This window comes from Thermostichus sp. MS-CIW-34, from assembly GCF_054060435.1.
Genome location: NZ_JBSSDE010000012.1, coordinates 56,120 through 75,939, shown reverse-complemented (window position 1 = coordinate 75,939; position 19,820 = coordinate 56,120). Strand labels below are relative to the sequence as shown.

Sequence of the window (19,820 nt, the reverse complement as noted above, 5' to 3'; positions counted from 1 at the left end):
GCGGGATACCGCCATTCTGTTTGGAAACAAACAGAATGCTATCGCTGCATAGTTGAACAGTGATGTTCAGCAGTGTTCAGCGTAAATGTATCAGTGCAGGCTTTCGGTAGCCCTGTAGTTGGCAAGCCAACCACGGACCTCTAGGCTGGTTTACAGCAGCCCCAAGTTTGGCAATCATGTTGGCCCCATTCCAGTCCGCATCCCCTTCCCATCCACAGTGCCCACACTTAAACTGCTTCCCACTGCGATTTTGCTACGCAACGCTGACGCGACAGGATTGCGCAGGGTCGGGATGGATGTGCAAACACTTGTGACAGGTCTGCGAGGTATAAGCAGGCGGAACAAGGATCAGAGAAACCCCTGCAACTCTCGCCTTGTATTCCAGAAACTGCCTCAGTTGGTAGGACGCCCAACTGTTGGCCCTGCGCCGCTCGGCTTTGCTGCGGGGTTGTTGGTTGATACGCTCCCGTATCCCTGTCAAGTCCTCTAAAGCAATAGCGCTATTTGTGGCCTTTGCCCTAGAAACAATAGCTTTAGAGATGCGATGATTGACCCACGTTTTTGCTACGCAACGCTGACGCGACTGAAAGCGTCTCTCCTTACCAGACAGCCGTTGCAACAGTTCTCTGCATCTGCGCCGCGAACTGCGTGTGCCCTTACTGGCTTTGCGTTGGAGTACCGCCCTCAACCGGGAGTAGTGGTCTCGGACTCTGTTCAACTGCTGTCCATTCCAGTTGTCCCCCTCTGACGTATGGGCAATATCTGTCCTTCCCAAGTCCACGCCTACCACCTGAGCGGTGTTCTGCTGTTCCGGTAACTTTGCTTCCACGCAAATCTGGATGGAGTAGGAACCGTCTTTGCGCTTGACCAGAGTGGCCGTTCGCGTCAGCGGACCGGAGGTCTTTTTGGGATTGGAGCCCGCCAACTGTTCTCTCTGGTAATGACCAATCGCCAGCTCAAAGCGTTCTCGACCCTCCACCGTGGTGAGCGACACCGTCCAGTCTTTCTCGCGAAACGAAAAGATACGAGCGTCGTAGGTAGCGAAGCCACCCTTGTTCGCGTTAGCGTCGCGTAGCGACAACGCTTTGACCGGGCGGTTTTTCTGTTGTGCCACCTTGCGAGCAGACGCTACCCGTCTGCATATCTGTTGGTCGCGTAAGCGGGACGTAGTCCTTGCCAAATTACTGGACAAGCCGAAACGGGCACGGATTTCGTAGTAGCACAGGGATTGGAGTTTCAGTGGGTTGACGACTTTCTCGGGTGTGTTTTGGTTGACCCAGTTCAAGGCTTGGCCGTTCGCGTTAGCGTCGCGTAGCGACAAAGCATCCAATGTCTCGTCCAATTTGGCGGCTTGCGACTGGGACACCTTGAGCTTGCAAGAAACGGTCAGGACTTGGGTCATAGCCTTATTGCATTTTACTCACATTCCTCCCGACCCTTGCCCTGTGGGCAGAGAGCGGGGCTCCTGCGGTTTCTAGCTGACGGGCCAGCCAGGCGGTCAACTCTTCCGATCGCGCCAGCGGGACGTAGTCCTTGCTGTTGAAGTCCAACAGAGCTTCCCCCAGCGCCTCCAGTTGTGACGTTGACAAAGCCCAAATCTTATTCTCAAGGGCCGGGTCAAGGGATCCCAACTTCCGCCTGAGCAGCCGCAAAACCAGCGTTGCTTCCCCGTGTTGCAATCCCTGTTGTAATCCTTGTTGCAATCCTTGTTGTAGCCCTTGTTGCAGGCCCAGTTGTAGTCCTTCTCTGCGTCCTTCTTTGCGCCCTTCTTCCAGCCCCTCTCGCAGAGCTTCTGCCCGCCACTCTTGGTAGATCACCGATTCCCTCATATCCAAAGACCTCATGATTTGTCGAATCAAACCCCGATCCAATGCTAGTCCCGCCAAGACGGCTGTTGCGGCTGCCAATTCCCTTCTCTCACTGGGGTCTGCCAAGCTCTCTAGCTCACTGACCACCTCTCGCAAGGTTTCTGCTGGATCTTCCACCTGGCTTAGAACCCGAAACGGTAGCAGGGCTTGCCGATCCGCTCCGGCCCTCAAATCGCATTCCCACAGGCGGACAACATCAAACTCATGGCTCAGCCTCTCTAGACGAAAAGAGGTCTGGAAAACTCCCTCCGACCCCGTTTTGCGCAAGTCAATCGCGTTAGCGGTGCGGAGCACCTTGACCACCTGCTGCACCGATAGGTGAGGATACCTCCGATAGAGTCGGAGCCGAGCCACTTCTCCCATGAGCCAGCGGACAAACTGCTCTGGGAAACGCTCGGCCAGATATTTGCAGACGTTGTCATAGGCCATGTCGAGGTGGATCCCTGGAATTAGCGACCGCCCACGGTAATGGAATCCACCTTGATGTGAGGCTGCCCGACGGTGACGTAAATGCTGCCACTTACAGAGCCACAGAACCCAGCTGCCAAGCTGAGGTCTTTGGAACACATGGAGATTTTGGTCAAGATGTCTTTGGCTTCTCCGATCAGGGTGGCTCCCTTGAGGGGCTTGGTAATTTTGCCGTTTTGGATAAGATAAGCTTCTTCGACGGCAAAGTTAAATTGCCCGGTTGGGCCGACGCTCCCTCCCCCCATGCGCTTGCAATAGATGCCTTTGTCGATAGAAGCAAAAAGATCGTCCAATTCTGCATCTCCAGGGGCGATGTAAGTGTTGCGCATACGGCTGGCAGGGGCAAAGGTGTAGTTTTGGCGGCGACCGCTGCCGGTGCGGGGGTGGCCGGTGCGCATTGAGCCGGCCCGGTCGGCCAGGAAGTTCTTCAAAATGCCCTTTTCAATTAGCAAAGTGCGCTGGACGGGCATCCCCTCGTCATCCACATCCAGGCTGCCAAAGGCCCCTTCAGAGAGACCTTCGTCCCAGGCGGTAAGGTTTTTGTGGGCAATTTTCTGGCCTTTTTTGTCGGCAAAGGGCGTGGTTTTGCGCTCAATTTGGGTGGTTTCCAACAAGTGGCCGCAGGCTTCGTGGAAAATGACGCCGCCAAAGGCGTTGGACATCACAATCGGGTAGGTGCCGGATTCCACATAGTCGGCATAGAGCATCTGGCCGGCAGCTTCTGCCAGCTCCCGGCTATGGGCCTCCAGATCCCAACGGCGCAAAAAGTTGGGATCCCCCGTACCGCCGGAGCGTTGACTGACAGAGGCGCGATGGGATCCATCGGCACAGAGCAGCGTAGAGCTCACGGATTGGGTGAGGCGCACATCCCGCACAAAGGTGCCATCGCTGCAGGCCACCAGAATCTCTTGCCAATCGCGGAAATAGGTGGTGCGGCGGGACTGCACATGGCGGGCTTGGCGACCCAGTTGCTCGTTGGCTTTGAGCAGGATCTCCCCCATCTCCGCAATGGGGCTACATTCCTTCAACCAGCCATCTTTGCGGCGACGCTCGCCGTAGTCCTGCAGCATCTCCAGGTTGATGGCAGAAACCAGCGCTGTGGGGCCGGGAGGGGTGAGGCCCATCAGCGAAAGGCCCTTCTCCAGAGCAGCCTTGAGACCGGCAAAGGATAGATCGTTGGTGCTGACGTAGCAGTCGGCCAAGCCGCGAAACACCCGCACGCCGGCACCGGTGGAGAGTCGTGGGGTGATGCTGGTGATGGCGTCATCTTCGGCCAGGCAACTGATGGAATTGCCCCGTTCTAGAAAAATCTCCACCAAATCGGCACCGGCAGCGCGCCCCCAGCCCAACAGGGCAGAGAGGGGATCCCGCCAATCCTCGTCGAAGCGCTGTAGAGTATGACGGTAGTTCAGGTTGGGCAGTTCTTTGGACAAAAGCAGCATGGCAGGCTCAGGGAGTAGAGACGAGCTAAGGCCGGCGCAAGTTTTCGTTTTCTCAGTTTAACAAGGAGTAAAGGTTCTCCCCTGCCGGCAAATTGACCTGGAGCTTGACAAGGGCGGGGGAGCAATCGAAGATCGCTGCACAAGGAAACCTCGACTTGCAATGGCTGCCAAGAAAAAACCGCCGGAGCTTCAGCCCAGCCTGTTTGACGATCCCATCGAGCCGCCAGCCCCGGCGGAGGAGACACTCCCCCAGTGGGATCAGATCCCCCTGTCGGCCCAGGTGCCCATCCCCCCCGGCACTTACAGGGATTTGGAGCAACTGAAGCAGCATTGTTTGGTATGCCAGCGCTGCGACTTGGCAGCCAGCCGTACCCATGTGGTGGTGCATCGGGGCAACCCCAAGGCAAGGATTTTAATCATCGGAGAGGGGCCAGGGGAAAGCGAAGACCTGCAGGGGCTGCCTTTTGTGGGCAAGTCGGGACAATTGCTGGATAAAATCCTGGCTTCGGTGGGGCTGGATCCCGAGCAGGACACCTACATCTGTAATGTGGTCAAGTGCCGCCCCCCTAACAACCGCGTGCCCACCCAGGAGGAGATGGACGCCTGCCGTCCCTATCTGTTGGAGCAGATTCGCCTGGTGGATCCCTGGATTATTCTGCTCACGGGGGCCACCTCGGTGCGCTCCCTTTTGGGCGAGAAGCGAGGGATCACCAAGATCCGCGGGGAATGGATCCAGTGGCAGGGACGCTGGTGTATGCCCATTTTTCACCCGGCCTATCTGCTGCGCAACCCAGACCGCACCCCTGGCAGCCCCAAGTGGTTGATGTGGCAGGATATTCAGGCGGTGAAGCAAAAGTATCTGGAACTCACTGGCACAGCACCGCCCCAGCCCAACTTTTGAGCCCATTTCCCCAAGCGCCCCTCCTCCCAAAGGGGAGCAAGGGATCCCTACCTTGGCTGATCCCCAGGTTTGAACCCAGTCAAGAGGCCAAAGCAGAGCAAGCCGGTGGCATAAGCCTGACGCATCAGGCCCAGCCCCAGCGCCCCGCGAACGGTAACCCAGCCGCTGCGCAGCAAAGCCCAGATCCAGCGCCAGTCGCGGGCAGAAGCGATCACCTCATCCCAGAAAGGGGCCACTCGCTCCGACCAGTCGGCGCTGCGCACCTGCTCAAAGCCCACCTGTTGGGCCAGAGCCTCGTAGCTGGAGAGGCTGATCACATAGGGTAGGCAGTACACCTCGTAGATTTTCTGCAAAAGCTGTTGATCCTGCTGGCTCAGGGATCCCTCGCGGTGGCACCAGGTTACCACCATCACCTGCCCGCCCGGTTGCAAGACCCGCCAGCCCTCGGCCAGAAACTGCCGCTTATCCGGCATGTGCTCGCCGCTTTCCAGAGACCACACCAGATCAAAGGTGTTGTCTGCAAAGGGCATCTCCAGGGCATCGGCCACCTGAAATCGCACCTTGTTGCTCAGGCCGGCCTCTTGGGCGCGCTCCGTAGCCCGCTGGGCTTGGACGGGGCTGAGGGTAATGCCCGTAACCTGTGCCCCAAAGCGCCGGGCTAACTCCAAGCTGCTTCCCCCAATGCCACAGCCAAGATCAAGAATGTGCTGGGGAGGGCAGGGATCCCCGATCTGGCCCCACTGGATAACCCTATCAATCAAGTCAATCTGAGCTTGGCGGCGATCCTTACCGGTTTGGCCCGGCTCGTAATAGCCATGGTGCATGTGCTCCCCCCACACCCGCTCCCAGAGGCCGGAGGAGGCATCGTAGAAGTGGCGAATGCGTTGGTTGAGGGTGGAGGTCATGGCAACAGATCTCCATGGCTTTTTTATTTTGGATCCTCTCGCCCGGTGAAATCTGATGGGGAACCCTTGTAACCCAACTCGCGCCAGCCGGACGGAGCCATAATAACAGACCCTTTCCGGGCTCACCTTGGAGCAGAAAGCGATCCCAGCGCCCAAACCAACCGCTGCACAGCACTCAAGAGCACCAGAATCGCCATCAGCCCAAACAAGCCCACCATGTACTCCGGGAAAAGGAAAAACAAGCCGTAGAAAAAGATGGTTTCGCTGCCCTCGATAAGCCCCGACGGCATACTTAAGCTGGTCAGTTCATCCAGGGATCCCGCCCCGACAGTGCCATCCGTCCTTGTTGCTCCGCAACGCTGTCGCGAACGCCGTTTTTCCAACAGCCCTGCCAAATACATCCAGGAGCAAAGGTTGATGTAAAAGCTGGCCAGCATCAGAGCCAGAGAAGCATAGCCCAGCAGGGATCCCTGGTGAAAGGCCAGCCCCAGGGGAACGACTGCGTAGACCACCACGTCCAGCAGCATATCCAGGTAGCCCCCCAGATCGCTTTGCCGTCCCTGCAGACGAGCCAACGTGCCGTCCAGCCCGTCCATAAACCGGTTCAGCAACCACAGGCCCAGCCCCCACCCGTAGGCCCCGTAAGCTGCCGCTGTCCCAGAGGCCAGGCCCATGGCAAACCCCGACAGGGTAATGGCTAGGGGATGCACCTGTTGGAGAGGGGTTTGCAGCACTGGAGCCAACAGCCGCTCCTTCCACTGCCTAAGCACCTTATCCAGCAAGAAACACTCCTTTCTTATTGCTCTGCAACGCTGTTGCCGATGATCACCACCGGCTGGGATCCCACAAAACCTCTGGATTCAATTTTCTTGCTCCGCACCGCCAACGCGATGGAAATCATCATCCCAGAATCATCCCAGATGATGAGAATGCTACTGAAGGGAGGTCAGAGCAAAGTGCTGTGCCTACGGCAAAGGAACCGCACCGCTGTTGCGAATGAAGCGGATACCTACGCGGAGTATGTTTGCTCTGGACCCTTTCCTCTACCGGAAGTGCTGCGGCAAGCCTAGGCTGGGACAAAGCCTGTGGGTAAACTAAAGGTTAGGCTGGGTAGCCTATCGCCTGGCGGACTGTGTGCTCCTTAACTCGGTGTTCGCGGCACCTTTTTCTCCCTCAACTCCAACATACCTACGAGCGAGTCCATGAGCGAGACCCCCACTTCCCCAGCAGAAGCGTTCGCGGCACCAGAGCCGGTCATTGCCATCACCGGCCTGACCAAAACCTATCGCACAGGATTTTGGCTGAACAAGGTGGTCAGCCCCCTCAAAGATTTTTCTCTGACTGTGGCCCGCGGAGAAACCTTTGGGCTGCTGGGGCCCAACGGGGCCGGGAAAACCACCACCATCAAATGCCTACTGGGCATTGTGGAGCCCACCCGCGGCAGCGGCACTTTGCTGGGCAAACCCCTGGGGGATCGCTCCATCAAGCAACAGGTGGGATATTTGCCGGAGAACCCCTATTTTTACGATTACTTGACGGCATGGGAGTTTCTCCAGTTTGCCGGCAAGGTGTTTGGTCTGCCCAATAGCCTGTTGAAGGAGCGGATCCCGCAACTGCTGGAGCTGGTGGGGCTTTCTATAGATACGGCCCGCAAAAAACAACTGCGCACCTACTCCAAGGGCATGCTGCAGCGCACTGGCATGGCCCAAGCGCTGATCAACGACCCAGAGCTGGTGTTTCTGGATGAGCCGATGTCGGGACTGGATCCCATGGGCCGCTATCAAATGCGCGAGATCATTCTGTCCCTCAAGCAGCAGGGCAAAACGGTGTTTTTCAACAGCCATATCCTGGCGGATGTGGAAGTTATCTGCAACCGAGTCGGCCTGATCATCGGCGGCAAATTGGTGCATCAGGGAACTTTGGATGACTTGCTGGGAGAGAGCAAAAGCTATCGGGTACAAGGGCACGGTGGCGCCGTCGAACAGTTCCGCGACCGCCTAGAGCACTTCTCGATTCAGGGATCCCATTGGTCGGGGGAATGGAGTGGATCCCTACCGGAGTTGCTGAGCCTTTTGAACCAAGCGGGGGCACTGGTCACCGACTTGCATTGGCAACGGCAATCCCTAGAAGAATTCTTTGTGGAGCAAGTGCGGGCCATTGAAGGGGATCATCCGGTCTCTGCCTAGGCTGGCCGTTCGCACTGGTGCTATGGAGAACCCCGAGAGCAGGACGGAGTTCTGCCCTGAGTATTTCCCAGTAGGGGACTCTGTGCTGATACATTTACGCTGAACACTGCTGAACATCACTGTTCAACTATGCAGCGATAGCATTCTGTTTGTTTCCAAACAGAATGGCGGTATCCCGCAAAGCTTTGAGTAGAATACCCAAAGCGCAGTTTCCGTGTCGTCTTACTACCAATTTTCTGCTTTGCTTTGGCTACCATGTTGGTAGACTCGAAAGTAAACAGAAAGATCAACTAGTAGTAATCCGTACTGAACATATTATACATTATTTTCAGTATAGTTGAGCTTATTATTGACTAGAGTCATGCTCCGCACCGCTAATCGGCAGCAATAACAGCCCGGTAGTAGCCTTCCAACTGTTGGGTGGCTGCCGACCAGCTCCAACGTTCTGCCTCTTGGCGGGCTTGCTGTCGGAAGAGCTGTCGCTGCCCGACGCTGCTCAGGAGTTGCTGGGTAACCTGGACAAAGTCGCTATCCGAATTGGGATCGAACAGAAAGCCATTGCGCCCACTGTCCACCACATCGGTAATGCCACCGCAGCGGGGGGCGATCACCGGACAACCGGCAGCCATGGCTTCCAACAGAACCAGCCCCAAGGTCTCGGTGCGAGAGGGGAACACGAACAGATCCGCCGATGCAAAGGCCGCTGCCAGAGACTCCCCCTGCAGATAGCCCGTAAACACCACATCGTAGCCGGCAAAATGTTGCTCCAGGGATCCCCGCTCTGGCCCATCCCCCACAATAGCCAAGCGGGCTTGGGGGATCTGCTCCAACAAGACCCGGATCCGCCCCACTTCCTTCTCAGCCGAAAGCCGCCCCACGTAGAGCAAAAGAGGCCGTTCCGGTTGCCCCGCCGTGAGCCGAGCCCGCATTTCTGAACTGGCCGCCTGGGGATGAAACAACTCCGTATCCACTCCTCGCTGCCACAGTTGCACCCGCTCAATGCCGTGGGCGCTCAGCTCCTGCATCATGGCCGTCGAGGTGCAAAGATTGACCCGCGCCAAATTGTGCCCCAGCTTCAGGAGATTCCACAAAACCCCTTCCAGAAAGCCCAGCCCATAATGCTTCAGATACTTCGGCAGATGGGTATGGTAGGAGGCCACCAGTGGGATCCCCATCGTCTGGCTGTAGTAGAGGCCCCCCAATCCCAAAACCGCCGGGTTCACCACGTGGATCACATCCGGTCGGAAACGGCTGAGCAACTTACCGATGGCCGGGCCAGGGGCGGCCAGCTTCAACTCTGGATACAAAGGCAGTGGCATCCCCGGGATCCCGTAAACCCGTGCCCGTGCAAACCGCCGGGGGGCTCCCCGGGGCGCGACGATGAGCACCGAGTTGCCTCGAGCGGTTAGGTGACGCACCGTGTGGCAGAGGCGGGTAACGATGCCATCCACCTTGGGCAGAAACGTCTCCGTAAATAGGGCTATGCGCATCAGGGATCCCAAGCCTACTGTTATTGCTCCGCAACGCTGCTGCGACCGCGCTACTCGGACGGAGCCCTTAAAGACTCTAGAATGAGTGTTGCACAAAACGGCAACGCTGCTACGACCTCCGTCAGCAGACTCAAGTACCTCATTCCACCGGTGCAGAGTAGGGCATCGGCTCAGGTTCGGTGAAAGTCTGCACCTGGCTTTGGCCCAGCGTGTCTGCGGCGGTTTTGCTGATCAACAGTAGGGTCGCCGCCAGGGCCAGCCCAATAACATCCCGCCACATGCTCCACTCCTCAGCTCCTCACTCCTCTTGCCCATTACTGTAGCGGCGGTTTTCTCGACTGGGCAGTGATGGAGGACGGATTTTTGCGTGACACAAATCACTGCCAAAATTGCGGCTTTGCCCCCCGCCGGTTAGTCTCGGAACGTCAGTTGCAAGCTGGTTATCAGCAGCACCAAAGAAGATACCGCCATCACCCCTCCCCAAAACCAGTAGGGCAAGAACAAGTTTTGGGCAATTTGGCTGGAATCGGAGTGGATCACCTGCCCATTGATCACGGCAGAGGCCGTAAACAAGTAGTCGAGCTGGTGGTAGGTGCTCACACAGGCCTGCACCCCCAAAAACTGTGCGGCAAAGCCCCGCAACCAAGGGGAAGCCCAGCAGCCCACCGCCAAGATCCCCAGCCCAATAGCCGGGATCAGCAACAGGCCAAATAGAGAGCGCACCCAGAGCACCGCCGACAGCAACAGCAGGGATCCCAAAGCCAACAACCCCAACTGGGCCGTACCTTGACGACGAGAAGCCAGGATAAAAACCGCCCCGGCCATTGGGGGCCCCATTGGCCCGCCGGCGGCCACCAAAGCTCGACCCACCGGCCCCAAAAACAAGTGCCCACTGTGAAAGGCCAACCCCGACCCGTCGGGATAGATCTCCAGACGATGAAACTCCCCACCCAACAGCACTGCCGTCAAGCCGTGGCCCATCTCATGAAACCAGGTGGCCAGAATCGTAAAGGGGTAGAGGATATAGTTGCCCCAGGGGAGCTGCCAGAGCAAGACCGTCAGACCTGCAGCAGCCACCAACCAAACCAAGCTGTGCCGGCCAGGTTTCTCGGAAGGGGAGGGAGGCAGCTCAAACTGAGTCATAGAGCAGCAGTGGGTAGACAGAAAAAAGCCTAAAACGCCTCGTCTTCTTAGACGACTGCCGGCAGAGGAGAGTTCCAAGCCAACCCCGAGAAAATCCAGAAAAACATATGTCTCAAACCAGTTTGCAATGGATGTAGGTCAGGTAGGCTGAAAGAGCCCCTGAGGGATCCCTGTCTGTGGCCACCTTCCTGCGCGACTGGAGCTACCGCTTTCCCTGGCTTTACCGCAGCATCAGCCGCGGGGCTGCTCTGGCGGTGGGGGGATACGAGCGGCTGCGGAAATTGCCCCTACAAGGGATCCAGATTCATCCCCAGGAGCGGGTGTTGGATCTCTGCTGTGGCCCAGCTGAAGTAACCCCACTGTTGGCGGAGCTGAGCCAGCAGGTGGTGGGCCTGGATGCTTCCCCCAAAGCTCTAGCGGCAGCCCGCAAACGCCTTCCCCAGGTGGAGTTTGTGGAGGCCTTTGCCCAAGATATGCCCTTTCCCAATGCCAGCTTTGATTGGGTGCATACCAGCTTGGCTCTGCACGAATTGTCCTTCGCCGACTTGGAGCAGGTGCTGCGGGAAGTGTGGCGGGTGCTCAAGCCGGGGGGAGGACTCTTGATCCTGGATCTGCATGCGCCTCGGCAACCCCTGATCTGGCCTGGGCTGGCCCTCTTTCTGGCCCTTTTTGAAACCGAGACCGCTTGGGAGCTGCTCAAGCTGGATTTGCCCGAGCATTTGCAGCAGCAGGGTTGGCAATCCATCCGGCAGACCCTCCACGCTGGGGGAGCTCTGCAGGTTATCCAGGCGCGAAAGCCTGCCGCCTGAGCTGCACCCCTGAGAGCGGCAGTCAGCCCTGGTGCCAAAAGGGAGTGCCGAGGACAGGCGTACTGGGCTGAGCTGTTTCCTGAGGGATCATGGCCCCGGCCAGGTAGGCTCGGCGGCCTGAGCGCACCGCTTCTGCAAAGGCCTCGGCCATGGCCACCGGATCCCGGGCCAAAGCCACTGCCGTGTTTAGCAGCACCCCGTCGAAGCCCCACTCCATCACCTGGCAGGCATGGGAGGGCAGGCCCAAGCCGGCATCCACGATCAGCGGCGCCTCGATCCGCTCCCGCAGCAGGCGCAAGTTGTAGGGGTTGAGAGGGCCTTTGCCGGTGCCGATGGGGGCCGCCCAGGGCATCACCACCTCACAGCCAGCATCCAAAAGCCGCTGGCAGAGCACCAGGTCGTCGGTGCTATAGGGCAGCACCTTAAAGCCGCGCCGGACCAGCTCAGCCGCTGCCGTCGGCAGTTGCACGGGATCCGGCTGCAGCGTGTAGTCATCCCCGATCAACTCCAGCTTGATCCAGTCGGTGCCGAACACCTCCCGCGCCATCTCCGCCGTTGTGATCACCTCCTGCACGCTGTGGCAGCCGGCGGTGTTGGGCAGAACTGGGATCCCCATCTTCTGCAACAGAGCCCAGAACCTCTGGGAAGTTTCTGGCCCCAGTGCCCCTTGCCGCCGCAGAGAAACCGTCAACAAACAGGGCTGCGCGCGCGCCACCGCCTGCTCCAAAATGGCCGGCGAAGGGTAGCGAGCCGTACCCAACATCAGGCGGCTGGGCAACGGTTGGCCGTAGAGAACCAAAGGATCCTCATCGGCCAGAGTTGAGGGAGAGCAATGGAGAAGGGTGGACATGGCTGAGGCAGATAGAAAAGCGGACTTGAGCGCTAGCCGCCGGCAACCGGAGTGACGATCTCCACCTGGTCGCCTTCTTGCAGACGGGTTTGCTCATGCTGCGCACGTGGCACAAACTTCAGATTAACCGCTACCGCGAAAGGGCCGCTGGCCCCCACCTGAGCCACTGCCTCGGCCAAAGTGGTGCCTTCCGGCAAATCGTAAGGCTTTTGGTTGATCAAGACACGCATGGCGACAGGGACTCACCGGAAAGAGGGGCAGCCTGCACCTGAAAGGGGATCCCAAGCTGCTGGGCCAAGCGACAACTACCCTGGTGGAGATACTCCAAGACAGCATCGTGGATGGCCGGGGAGATCAGAAAGCCATGGCGATAGAGGCCGTTGATCTGCAACAGGCGAGGTGAGCGCTCCACCACGGCTGGCAGGTTATCCGCCAAGGTGGGACGACATTGGCTGCCCAATTCCAGGATACGCGCTTCGGCAAAGGCAGGATGTACGGCGTAGGCGGCGCTGAGCAACTCCAAAGCCGAGCGAACGCTCACCGGCGAGCGATCCTCAGATTCGATCTCGGTGGCTCCCACTACGAACAGGTGTCCCGGCTTGGGAGCGATGTAGATCGGGTAGCGAGGGTGCAACAGCCGGGTTGGGCGCCGCAAAGAGACTTCTGGGGCATACAGGCGCACCACCTCACCCCGAACTCCGCGCAGCAGTTTTTGCCCGCCCCATTCTTTTTGAGCCCCCAGGCCGCGGCAATCCAAAACCCAGCCTCCGGTTTGTTGCTGCCAGGCTTGGGCCTGCTTCAGATCCCAGGGGCAACCCCACTCCACTTCCACCTCGTGCTGCCGCAGCTTGGCCAGCAGAGCCGACAACAGTTGGCGGTTGTCCAGTTGGCCCTCTTGGGGAAGATACAGGCCCTGCGCAAATCGCCCGGCTACCGATGGCTCCAGCTCGGCCAGAGCCTGAGCATCTAGAGGCTGGGGCTTAGGGAGAGCGGGAAGGCGCTCCACCACAGCGGCCAGCAGGGACGAGAAACGTCTGGCTTCCCCGGCATCTTGGCGGTGCCAGAGGATCAAAGTGCCCTCCTGCTGAAAGAAAACCGGCTCTGGCAGGCTGGCCAGAAGGGCGGGCCAACGAGAAAGGGCGTAGTATCCCTGGGCCACCACACTGGCTTCGGCGATGGCAGACTCGGCTAGGGGAGCCAGCATAGCAGCGGCAAAATGGGCAGCACTGCTCTCAACAGCAGCAGCAGGAGCCGCCTCCACAATGCGGACGGGATGCCCAACCTCGACAAGGCTGGCGGCCAACAAACGCCCCATCAGCCCAGCCCCGAGGACAAGGATGGGATCCCGCTGCGCTGCCCAAGGCCAAGTGATCCCTGCCGCGTCAGCGGCGGGGAATGAGCCCGTCAGACTGGCTGGCGGGTCTGGCGGAGAAGAGGAGGGTGAAAGGGTCAAAGTGCCCTGCGCTGCTGACACAATGGATTCCATACTGGATCCCATGATAGGCTTTCCAGCTCGGCGATGAATCTGCTCCCACCTGTGCCTGCATTTGTTGATGGAGTGCTGGGCCAAGCTTCGCTGGAACGCCTTTTCACTTGGAGCTTTTTGTTTGATCTCGCTGTTGGTCTCCGGGATCCGTCTGGGGGTGCCGGTGTTGCTGGCGGTGTTGGGGGAGGTGATCACGCAGTGTTCTGGCATTCTCAATTAAACCGGAATGAAACATTTCCCTCTAGCCCCCTTCTCCCTCTGAGAGAAGGAATGGGGGTGAGGGCAGTGGCGCGGAGCGTTTAGGGGGTGTCTCAATCTAGTTTGAAATGACTATAGTTCCCCTCTCCCTTGGTGGAAGAGGGGCTGGGGGCGAGGGGGGATCCCTTGGGCTGAGAAGCGCCAAGGGTGGAAGTCCGTCAGGCAGTGTAGTAGGCAGTGCCTTTGTTGACGAAGTCCAGTGTGTAGGCAGCCCGGTAGTTGATGGTTGGCTCAAATACGCCGGCCACCGTCATGCTGTCGAAGAAGTCTTGCCAGCGTTTGTCGGTCATGGCGCCAATGCCTTTTTCCAACGCATCGCCGGACAAGATGATGCCGTACTCCTGCAATTTCTCGAAGCTGTAGGCCAACTGGGCATCGGTCATCTCCGGGTTGTCCTGCTTGATCAAGCGATAGGCCGGACGGGGATCCTCCAAGAAGCTGTACCAGCCTTTGATAGAGGCATCCACGAATCGCTCCACCAAGTCGGGCTTGGTTTCCACCAGTTGGCGACGGGTTTCGATGGTGGTGGCGTAGGGTTTGTAGCCCAAATCCGCCAGGAGGAAGACCACCGGCTCAAATCCCCCTTCCCGTTGGATGGCAAAAGGCTCGGATGTCAGATAGCCTTGCTGAGCTGAGCTGGGATCCGCCAAAAAGGGGCCGGGGTTGAAGTTGTAGGGACGAACCTGATCGTCGGTGAAGCCAAAGCGGGCCTTTAGGTAGGGCCAGTAGGTGGCAAGCCCCCCTTTCGAGACGAAAATGGGCCGGCCCTTGAGCTCTTCAAAGCGCTGGGTGCCGGGGTGGGTCATGATGATCTGCGGGTCTTTCTGGAAAATGGCTGCCACACACACCAAAGGGATCCCTTCTCGCACAGCATTGATCACCCCTGTGCTTCCTCCCATGGCAAATTCGGCAGCTCCACCGGCCAAAACTTGGGTGATGTTGATGCCGGGGCCACCCATCTTGATGGTTACATCCAGGCCATGCTCGCGGTAGATGCCGGTCGCCACCGCCTGATAGAAGCCGCCGTGTTCCGCCTGAGCATACCAGTTGGTAGCGTAGGAAACGCGATCCAGGCCGGATCCCTGAGCCACGATCAGGGTGGGAGAGGGTTTGCGCTGAGCTTGGGCGCCCCCTGCCGCCAGTAGACCGCCCCCAAGGGCTGCGGCCCCCACTTTGAGAAGCTGACGGCGGCTCAGAGCCTTGGTGTTCGAGTCAGAGGGTTGAGACGAAGCCATAATCCATTCTCCCTAAGCTAATCCTTGCAAGGTGTGAGGGGGCCAAAGATGCAGGTACAGCCTATTGAGGGGCTACGGATACGGTTGTAAACCTACTTGTTCTAAACCTCATCGGAGTCAAGCCTCAGAAACACGATGTTTTGTATCCCTTAAGTTTTGTATCCCTTAATTTGTGAACAGGCTGTAACTTGCGACACCCCATTAAGCCAGAAACCCTTGGACAGAGCGGTATCTCCGGCTACCGGTACTTGCAGACGAGATCCGCCGGCATTGGGTTCCATCGGCGGGAGGCCAAGCTGCCCTGGGGCCAGCACCTCAGTTCGCAAATGGCAAGAGGAACAAAACCCGAAACCAGCCTTGCCCTGGTCTATCCCAAACCTGTAGCCACCGAACATGACCGGCGCTCGAAGTAGCCTGCAGATCTCATTCTGCCGCAATCTTGCTGGGTCAAAGAGCCCCACCCCTTGAGCATTTGCCGGAGCTGTTGGCAATTTATCCCCGGTCGGGATGGAGTTGCGGCCAATTGGAGAGCTTGCTTTCTAGAGCTTGCTTTCTGCTAAGGCAACCCGCTATGCTACCGCCCAGATTGAGGCATTCTCCCGTGGCAAGTCAGCAGCTTCGTGTCTATGTCCCCCCTCACCCGCTCATTAAGCACTGGCTAACCGTGGCTCGGGATGCGGAGACGCCCATGCCCCTGTTTCGCACGGCCATGTCGGAGCTGGGCCGCTGGCTAACCTATGAGGCGATGCGGGAGTGGATCCCCACCCAGACCGTTCAGGTGCAAACCCCTTTGGAACCCGTTGCCGCAGAGGTCATCGCGCCGGATACCCTGCTGGGCATTGTGCCTGTATTGCGGGCTGGCTTGGCGATGCTGGAAGGCTGTCAGGCCCTTTTGCCCCAGGCGCGGATCTTTCACATTGGCATGGTGCGGGATGAGGAAACGCTGCAGGCCAGTTGCTACCTCAATCGCCTTCCAGAGCGGATCCCTGAACAGATGCGCATTCTCATTCCCGAGCCGATGTTGGCCACCGGGGGCACGCTGCTGTGGGTTTTGGATGAGCTAAAAAAACGGGGGGCGGATCCCAGCTTGGTTAGAATTGTCAGCGCATTGGCAGCGCCCCCAGGGTTACAGCGGTTGGGATCCCACTACCCGATGGTGCAAATTTTCTGCGCCATGATTGACGAGCGGCTGAACGATCGAGGGTTCATTTTGCCCGGGCTGGGGGATGCAGGGGATCGTGCCTTTGGCACAGAGAACTAGCCACTGACCCACTCAATCTGTCTGTCTTCTCTGCTGCTGGTTTTTGAGCCAAGATCTTCGGCGACACACGCATTCTGTAGTGCTCAATCGAGCTTTTACCACTTCTGGCGCACGGATTGCCCATTCACCCAGATGCTGTGAGGGAGAGCATTTGAGGCTAACCCCCCTCAGATTGGTCAAGCTATTGGATCATGGGTAATGTTGGCCGCTTCAGGGATCCCGGTCGCGCTACTTGCAATTCTGACGGGGCCAGCACCTTTTCCCTTCCTGCACCTATGCGACTTGTCCTTACCAGTTTAGATGGCAGCTTGCTGGATCTGGAGTCCAACAGCTATGGTGCTGCCCGACAAGCCTTGGCTGCCCTAGAGCGCCGCTCCATTCCCTTGGTGCTCTACAGCCTGCGCACCCGCGCTCAACTGGAACATGTGCGGCGGCAGTTGCGCCTGGAGCATCCGTTCATCTGTGAGGATGGCTCTGCCGTTTACGTTCCCGAGCATTACTTCCCGGCGGGCATCCTAGACGAGCAGTGGCAACACCGACCGCCCTACTACGTGTATGCTTTGGGTCTGCCCTATTCTCGCCTGCGCAGCATCCTGCAACAGGTGCGTCAAGAGTCCCACTTGGATTTGATCGGGTTTGGGGATTGGACTGCCTCTGAACTGGCCGCTGCCACTGGGATCCCTTTGGAAGAGGCAGAGCGGGCGCAGCAGCGAGAGTACAGTGAGATTTTCAGCTATTCCGGGGATCCCGAAACCCTGCGGGAAGCTTTTGCCCAGCAAGAAGCCAACCTCACCCAACATCTGCTGCGGGTGCGTCAGCTTCACTTCTCTAGCCTGCCGCAATGGTATCTGACCGGATGGATGCAGCCAACGATGGCCGCAGAACCCAATTGGTTACCGGGGGAACAGGCGGTGCAGCGGCTGCTGGATTGCTACCAACGGCATCTGGGCCCTATCAAAGCTTTGGGCATTGGGTGTTCCCCGCCAGATGTGGCCTTTTTGCGATGGTCGGAACAAAAAGTGGTGCTTCCCAGCCCCATTGCGGATAGTCTCTGGAGTGAGGCCCTGCCTCAATGGCAATTGGCTCAGCTCCCGGGCCCAGAGGGGTGGAATGAAGTGGTGTTGATGTGGTTGGAGGAAACAGATCATGGTGATGAATAGGCAGCAGATTGGTCGTCAGGCTGTACCCTTAGGCCTGAAAACGGTGGGGTGCCTGCTGAGCTTGGCGGTGGCCATGCCTGCCCACGCGCAACCGCCCATGACCCTACTGACAGGGGAGCCGACGGTCGCCCAACTGAAGGAAGACGGAGCTCGCTATCTGCAGATGGGCTTTCATACCTTGGCCATCAACGCCTACCGGAGCGCAATTGAACTGGAAGAAAAAACCTTGGTGCTGCCCAGCGAACGGGATCCCGACGTGCCTTTCAACCTCGGCTTGATCTATGCCCGTCAAGGCAAGCTGGCGGAGGCCCGCGCCGCCTTTCAGCGCTCGGTGGAGGTGGATCCCAGTGGCTTTAAGGCTCGCTATCAACTGGCCTTGGTGGATCTCAAGCTGGGGAACCTGGTCGCTGCCAAAGAGCAGCTCACCCTCTTGGCCCATGCCGCCAGCAACCATCCCGAAACCCACAGCCATATTCAAGCTCTGCTGGCCACTCTGGAGTCTGTTCCCTTGCCCGGCCAACAAGGGGAGAACCCGGCTCGCCCTCCAGCCGTTGAGTCAGAAGCCGCCAAGCTTTTGCTCGAACCTCAGAAAACAGAAACAGCCGCCCTGCCAACTGCGACTGAAAAGAAAGGGCCAGAGGAAGAGAAACCCCTCTCGCTTCTGCAGCGGCTCCGCCAACAGGAGCGGGACTAGTTCTCTCTCGGCCCAGACTGACAACCCATGAAGGCATGTAGCTGGATGCCAGGGATCCCGTCACCGGGCCTTGGGCTAGGCTCGCCCCTTTTGGGGATCCGACTGAGAATCCTCGGGCTGGGGCCCTTTGGTGGTGAACACCGTGGTGAACATCATCAGCATGCCTCCCCCCAAGATCAGCAGGGCTAATCCGCCAAACATCCAATTCATCCAAGCTTGAACTTCCATGGGGGGCTCTCCAGAATACACAGGCAACCCTGATCCTACATCTGGAGAAACGGTGCCCAGCAGCTACTGATTGGCTCGGTAAAGCAACCCCAGCCCTACGGCGGCACAGATCAAGTTGGGCAACCAAGCCGCCATTGCTGGCCCCAGCGTCCCAATTTGTCCCAGCGCCTGGGTGATGAACAGCAGCACATAGAAGGCAAAGATAATCAGCACACTGATGCCCAACCCCAAAGAGGAACCGGTGCGCTGCGGGCGCAGCCCCAAAGGCACCCCAATCAGGGTAAACGCCAGACACGCGAAAGGAATGGCATACTTTTGGTTGAGGCTGACCTGCAGACGGCGCACCCGTTGCAGATCTCCAGAACTGGCGATCACCTCGATGTAATGCTTCAGCTCCCGAATGTTCATTTCCTCAGGGCTGCGAATCTCCTGAGCCAGCTCCAGCGGCGCGCGAGGCAGACGCAACTCCTGCCGGCTGAAGGTGGCAATGTTGCTGTAGGTGCCATCCGGAGAAACGATGTAGTTGGTGCCATCCTCAAACACCCAAAGATTCTCTTGGGGATCCCAGCGCCCCCGCTGGGCCAGCAGAATTTGGTTGAGCGCCTCGTTGGAAAAATCCAGGACGATAATGCCGCGCATTTGCTTTCCATCGAAGCTGCGGGCGTAGAACTGACGGGTTAGCCCTTGTCGCCGGGAAAAGGTGCCGTCTGGCTCAGGCATGAGGATCTCGCCAAATTCTTGGTAGAGGATATTCTCCCGCCGGAAGTCCGGATCCCGATTTAAAGCTCGGTTCAAAGTCGTGGCTGCCTGGCGATTGCTCACCGGCACCACCAGCTCATTGAACAGAAACGTTAACGTCGTCACCAACAAGCTGAGGATGAGGGCAGGCACCATGAGGCGGTAAAGGCTCACCCCGCATCCGCGCAAGGCCGTGATCTCGTTGTCGGCAGACAAGCGCCCGTAGGCCAGCAACGTCGCCAGCAACATGGACATCGGGAACGTCAAAACGATGATCCCCGGCGCCCGCAACACAAACACCTGTAACGCCGCCGAAAGCGACAGACCCGCTTCCACCACCAGGCGCACCAGCTCGAACAGGGATCCCACCGCCATCACCAAGGTTGTGAAAGCTCCCACCCCAAAGAGAAACGGCAGCAGCATCTCCGAGAGGACATAGCGATCCATCAGGCCCACCGCGCAAACGAGGGAGAGCCTGTGGTCAGGCCGCTCGCGGGAACGGGCAGGAGGGAGAGAATGAAGTTTCACGCAACCCAAGGAAGTAGTAGGCAGGACAGCCGAAGGCTGTTAACGACTCTAGACCGGAACACTGGGCAATGAAAGGCTATCGCCTTCCTTTCTCAACCTAACCCGCCTATGATCGACCCCAAGTAAGCTCAGGCATAGAATTGGGCCGGGTTTGTCTTGGGAAGACTTTC

19 protein-coding genes and 1 pseudogene are annotated in these 19,820 nt (G+C 58.5%); 6 read left to right on the top strand and 14 right to left on the bottom strand.

Annotated elements, in window-relative coordinates:
* Nucleotides 1-76: 76 nt before the first annotated feature.
* From ACVWYY_RS06275 to ACVWYY_RS06265, 3 genes and pseudogenes are all read right to left on the bottom strand, one after another.
* Nucleotides 77-1,402, bottom strand: a pseudogene (locus ACVWYY_RS06275) (RNA-guided endonuclease InsQ/TnpB family protein).
* A 4-nt stretch (nt 1,403-1,406) separates the two neighbouring features.
* Complete coding sequence (locus tag ACVWYY_RS06270) at nt 1,407-2,297, bottom strand: DUF4351 domain-containing protein (protein ID WP_457439894.1); 891 nt, start codon at nt 2,295-2,297, stop codon at nt 1,407-1,409.
* Nucleotides 2,298-2,317: 20 nt separating this feature from the next.
* Nucleotides 2,318-3,778 carry a TldD/PmbA family protein gene (locus ACVWYY_RS06265; protein ID WP_457404235.1) on the bottom strand — a complete coding sequence of 487 codons (1,461 nt, stop codon included), beginning with the start codon at nt 3,776-3,778 and terminating at the stop codon, nt 2,318-2,320.
* 160 nt (nt 3,779-3,938) lie between these two features.
* Between ACVWYY_RS06265 and ACVWYY_RS06260 the strand changes: the two genes are divergently transcribed.
* Complete coding sequence (locus ACVWYY_RS06260; protein ID WP_457404234.1) at nt 3,939-4,679, top strand: uracil-DNA glycosylase; 741 nt, start codon at nt 3,939-3,941, stop codon at nt 4,677-4,679.
* Between the two features lie 47 nt (nt 4,680-4,726).
* Here ACVWYY_RS06260 and ACVWYY_RS06255 read toward each other — a convergent pair whose 3' ends face one another.
* Both ACVWYY_RS06255 and ACVWYY_RS06250 read right to left on the bottom strand, forming a co-directional pair.
* Nucleotides 4,727-5,584, bottom strand: a complete 858-nt coding sequence (locus ACVWYY_RS06255) for a methyltransferase domain-containing protein (protein WP_457404233.1) — start codon at nt 5,582-5,584, stop codon at nt 4,727-4,729.
* Between the two features lie 122 nt (nt 5,585-5,706).
* Entirely contained in the window at nt 5,707-6,366 is a 660-nt protein-coding gene (locus ACVWYY_RS06250) for a CDP-alcohol phosphatidyltransferase family protein (protein WP_414407724.1), read from the bottom strand.
* A 420-nt stretch (nt 6,367-6,786) separates the two neighbouring features.
* On the opposite strand from ACVWYY_RS06250, the gene ACVWYY_RS06245 reads away from it, so the two are divergent.
* Nucleotides 6,787-7,770 (top strand): ABC transporter ATP-binding protein, encoded by a 984-nt coding sequence (locus ACVWYY_RS06245; protein WP_414344385.1) that lies wholly within the window; start codon nt 6,787-6,789, stop codon nt 7,768-7,770.
* Between the two features lie 374 nt (nt 7,771-8,144).
* Here the strand turns inward: ACVWYY_RS06245 and ACVWYY_RS06240 are convergent, their stop codons facing one another.
* The 3 genes from ACVWYY_RS06240 to ACVWYY_RS06230 form a co-directional block, all read right to left on the bottom strand.
* Nucleotides 8,145-9,260 carry a glycosyltransferase family 4 protein gene (locus ACVWYY_RS06240; RefSeq protein WP_457439891.1) on the bottom strand — a complete coding sequence of 372 codons (1,116 nt, stop codon included), beginning with the start codon at nt 9,258-9,260 and terminating at the stop codon, nt 8,145-8,147.
* A 139-nt stretch (nt 9,261-9,399) separates the two neighbouring features.
* Nucleotides 9,400-9,540, bottom strand: coding sequence for a hypothetical protein (locus ACVWYY_RS06235; RefSeq protein ID WP_414330515.1), 141 nt, complete (start codon nt 9,538-9,540; stop codon nt 9,400-9,402).
* A gap of 131 nt (nt 9,541-9,671) precedes the next feature.
* Nucleotides 9,672-10,403: a M50 family metallopeptidase gene (locus ACVWYY_RS06230; RefSeq protein WP_414344389.1), complete on the bottom strand. Its 732-nt coding sequence runs from the start codon at nt 10,401-10,403 to the stop codon at nt 9,672-9,674.
* 176 nt (nt 10,404-10,579) lie between these two features.
* Between ACVWYY_RS06230 and ACVWYY_RS06225 the strand changes: the two genes are divergently transcribed.
* Nucleotides 10,580-11,212 carry a class I SAM-dependent methyltransferase gene (locus ACVWYY_RS06225; protein ID WP_414328936.1) on the top strand — a complete coding sequence of 211 codons (633 nt, stop codon included), beginning with the start codon at nt 10,580-10,582 and terminating at the stop codon, nt 11,210-11,212.
* Nucleotides 11,213-11,234: 22 nt separating this feature from the next.
* Here ACVWYY_RS06225 and ACVWYY_RS06220 read toward each other — a convergent pair whose 3' ends face one another.
* The 4 genes from ACVWYY_RS06220 to ACVWYY_RS06205 form a co-directional block, all read right to left on the bottom strand.
* Nucleotides 11,235-12,062 (bottom strand): thiazole synthase, encoded by an 828-nt coding sequence (locus tag ACVWYY_RS06220; RefSeq protein WP_041436737.1) that lies wholly within the window; start codon nt 12,060-12,062, stop codon nt 11,235-11,237.
* Between the two features lie 32 nt (nt 12,063-12,094).
* The gene (gene thiS, locus ACVWYY_RS06215; RefSeq protein ID WP_414328933.1) at nt 12,095-12,292 is read right to left on the bottom strand and encodes a sulfur carrier protein ThiS; all 198 of its coding nucleotides are present in this window, start codon (nt 12,290-12,292) and stop codon (nt 12,095-12,097) included.
* Nucleotides 12,280-13,548, bottom strand: coding sequence for an FAD-dependent oxidoreductase (locus ACVWYY_RS06210; RefSeq protein ID WP_457439888.1), 1,269 nt, complete (start codon nt 13,546-13,548; stop codon nt 12,280-12,282). Before ACVWYY_RS06210 ends, thiS begins: the two co-directional genes overlap by 13 nt.
* Before the next feature lie 416 nt (nt 13,549-13,964).
* Nucleotides 13,965-15,041 (bottom strand): ABC transporter substrate-binding protein, encoded by a 1,077-nt coding sequence (locus ACVWYY_RS06205; protein WP_011433957.1) that lies wholly within the window; start codon nt 15,039-15,041, stop codon nt 13,965-13,967.
* A gap of 571 nt (nt 15,042-15,612) precedes the next feature.
* Here ACVWYY_RS06205 and upp point away from each other — a divergent pair.
* The 3 genes from upp to ACVWYY_RS06190 all read left to right on the top strand — a co-directional run bounded on the left by upp (nt 15,613) and on the right by ACVWYY_RS06190 (nt 18,156).
* A complete protein-coding gene (gene upp / locus ACVWYY_RS06200; protein ID WP_011433955.1) occupies nt 15,613-16,302 on the top strand; it encodes a uracil phosphoribosyltransferase in 690 nt (229 codons plus the stop codon).
* Nucleotides 16,303-16,577: 275 nt separating this feature from the next.
* On the top strand, nt 16,578-17,462 hold the full coding sequence (locus ACVWYY_RS06195; RefSeq protein WP_414383968.1) for an HAD family hydrolase: 885 nt from the start codon (nt 16,578-16,580) through the stop codon (nt 17,460-17,462).
* Nucleotides 17,449-18,156, top strand: coding sequence for a tetratricopeptide repeat protein (locus ACVWYY_RS06190; protein ID WP_414383967.1), 708 nt, complete (start codon nt 17,449-17,451; stop codon nt 18,154-18,156). The genes ACVWYY_RS06195 and ACVWYY_RS06190 overlap by 14 nt, the downstream gene beginning before the upstream one ends.
* Nucleotides 18,157-18,231: 75 nt before the next feature.
* Here ACVWYY_RS06190 and ACVWYY_RS06185 read toward each other — a convergent pair whose 3' ends face one another.
* Together ACVWYY_RS06185 and ACVWYY_RS06180 are read right to left on the bottom strand one after the other, a co-directional pair.
* The gene (locus ACVWYY_RS06185; RefSeq protein ID WP_414328994.1) at nt 18,232-18,384 is read right to left on the bottom strand and encodes a hypothetical protein; all 153 of its coding nucleotides are present in this window, start codon (nt 18,382-18,384) and stop codon (nt 18,232-18,234) included.
* Between the two features lie 63 nt (nt 18,385-18,447).
* Complete coding sequence (locus ACVWYY_RS06180) at nt 18,448-19,650, bottom strand: LptF/LptG family permease (protein ID WP_457439885.1); 1,203 nt, start codon at nt 19,648-19,650, stop codon at nt 18,448-18,450.
* Nucleotides 19,651-19,820: the final 170 nt, after the last annotated feature.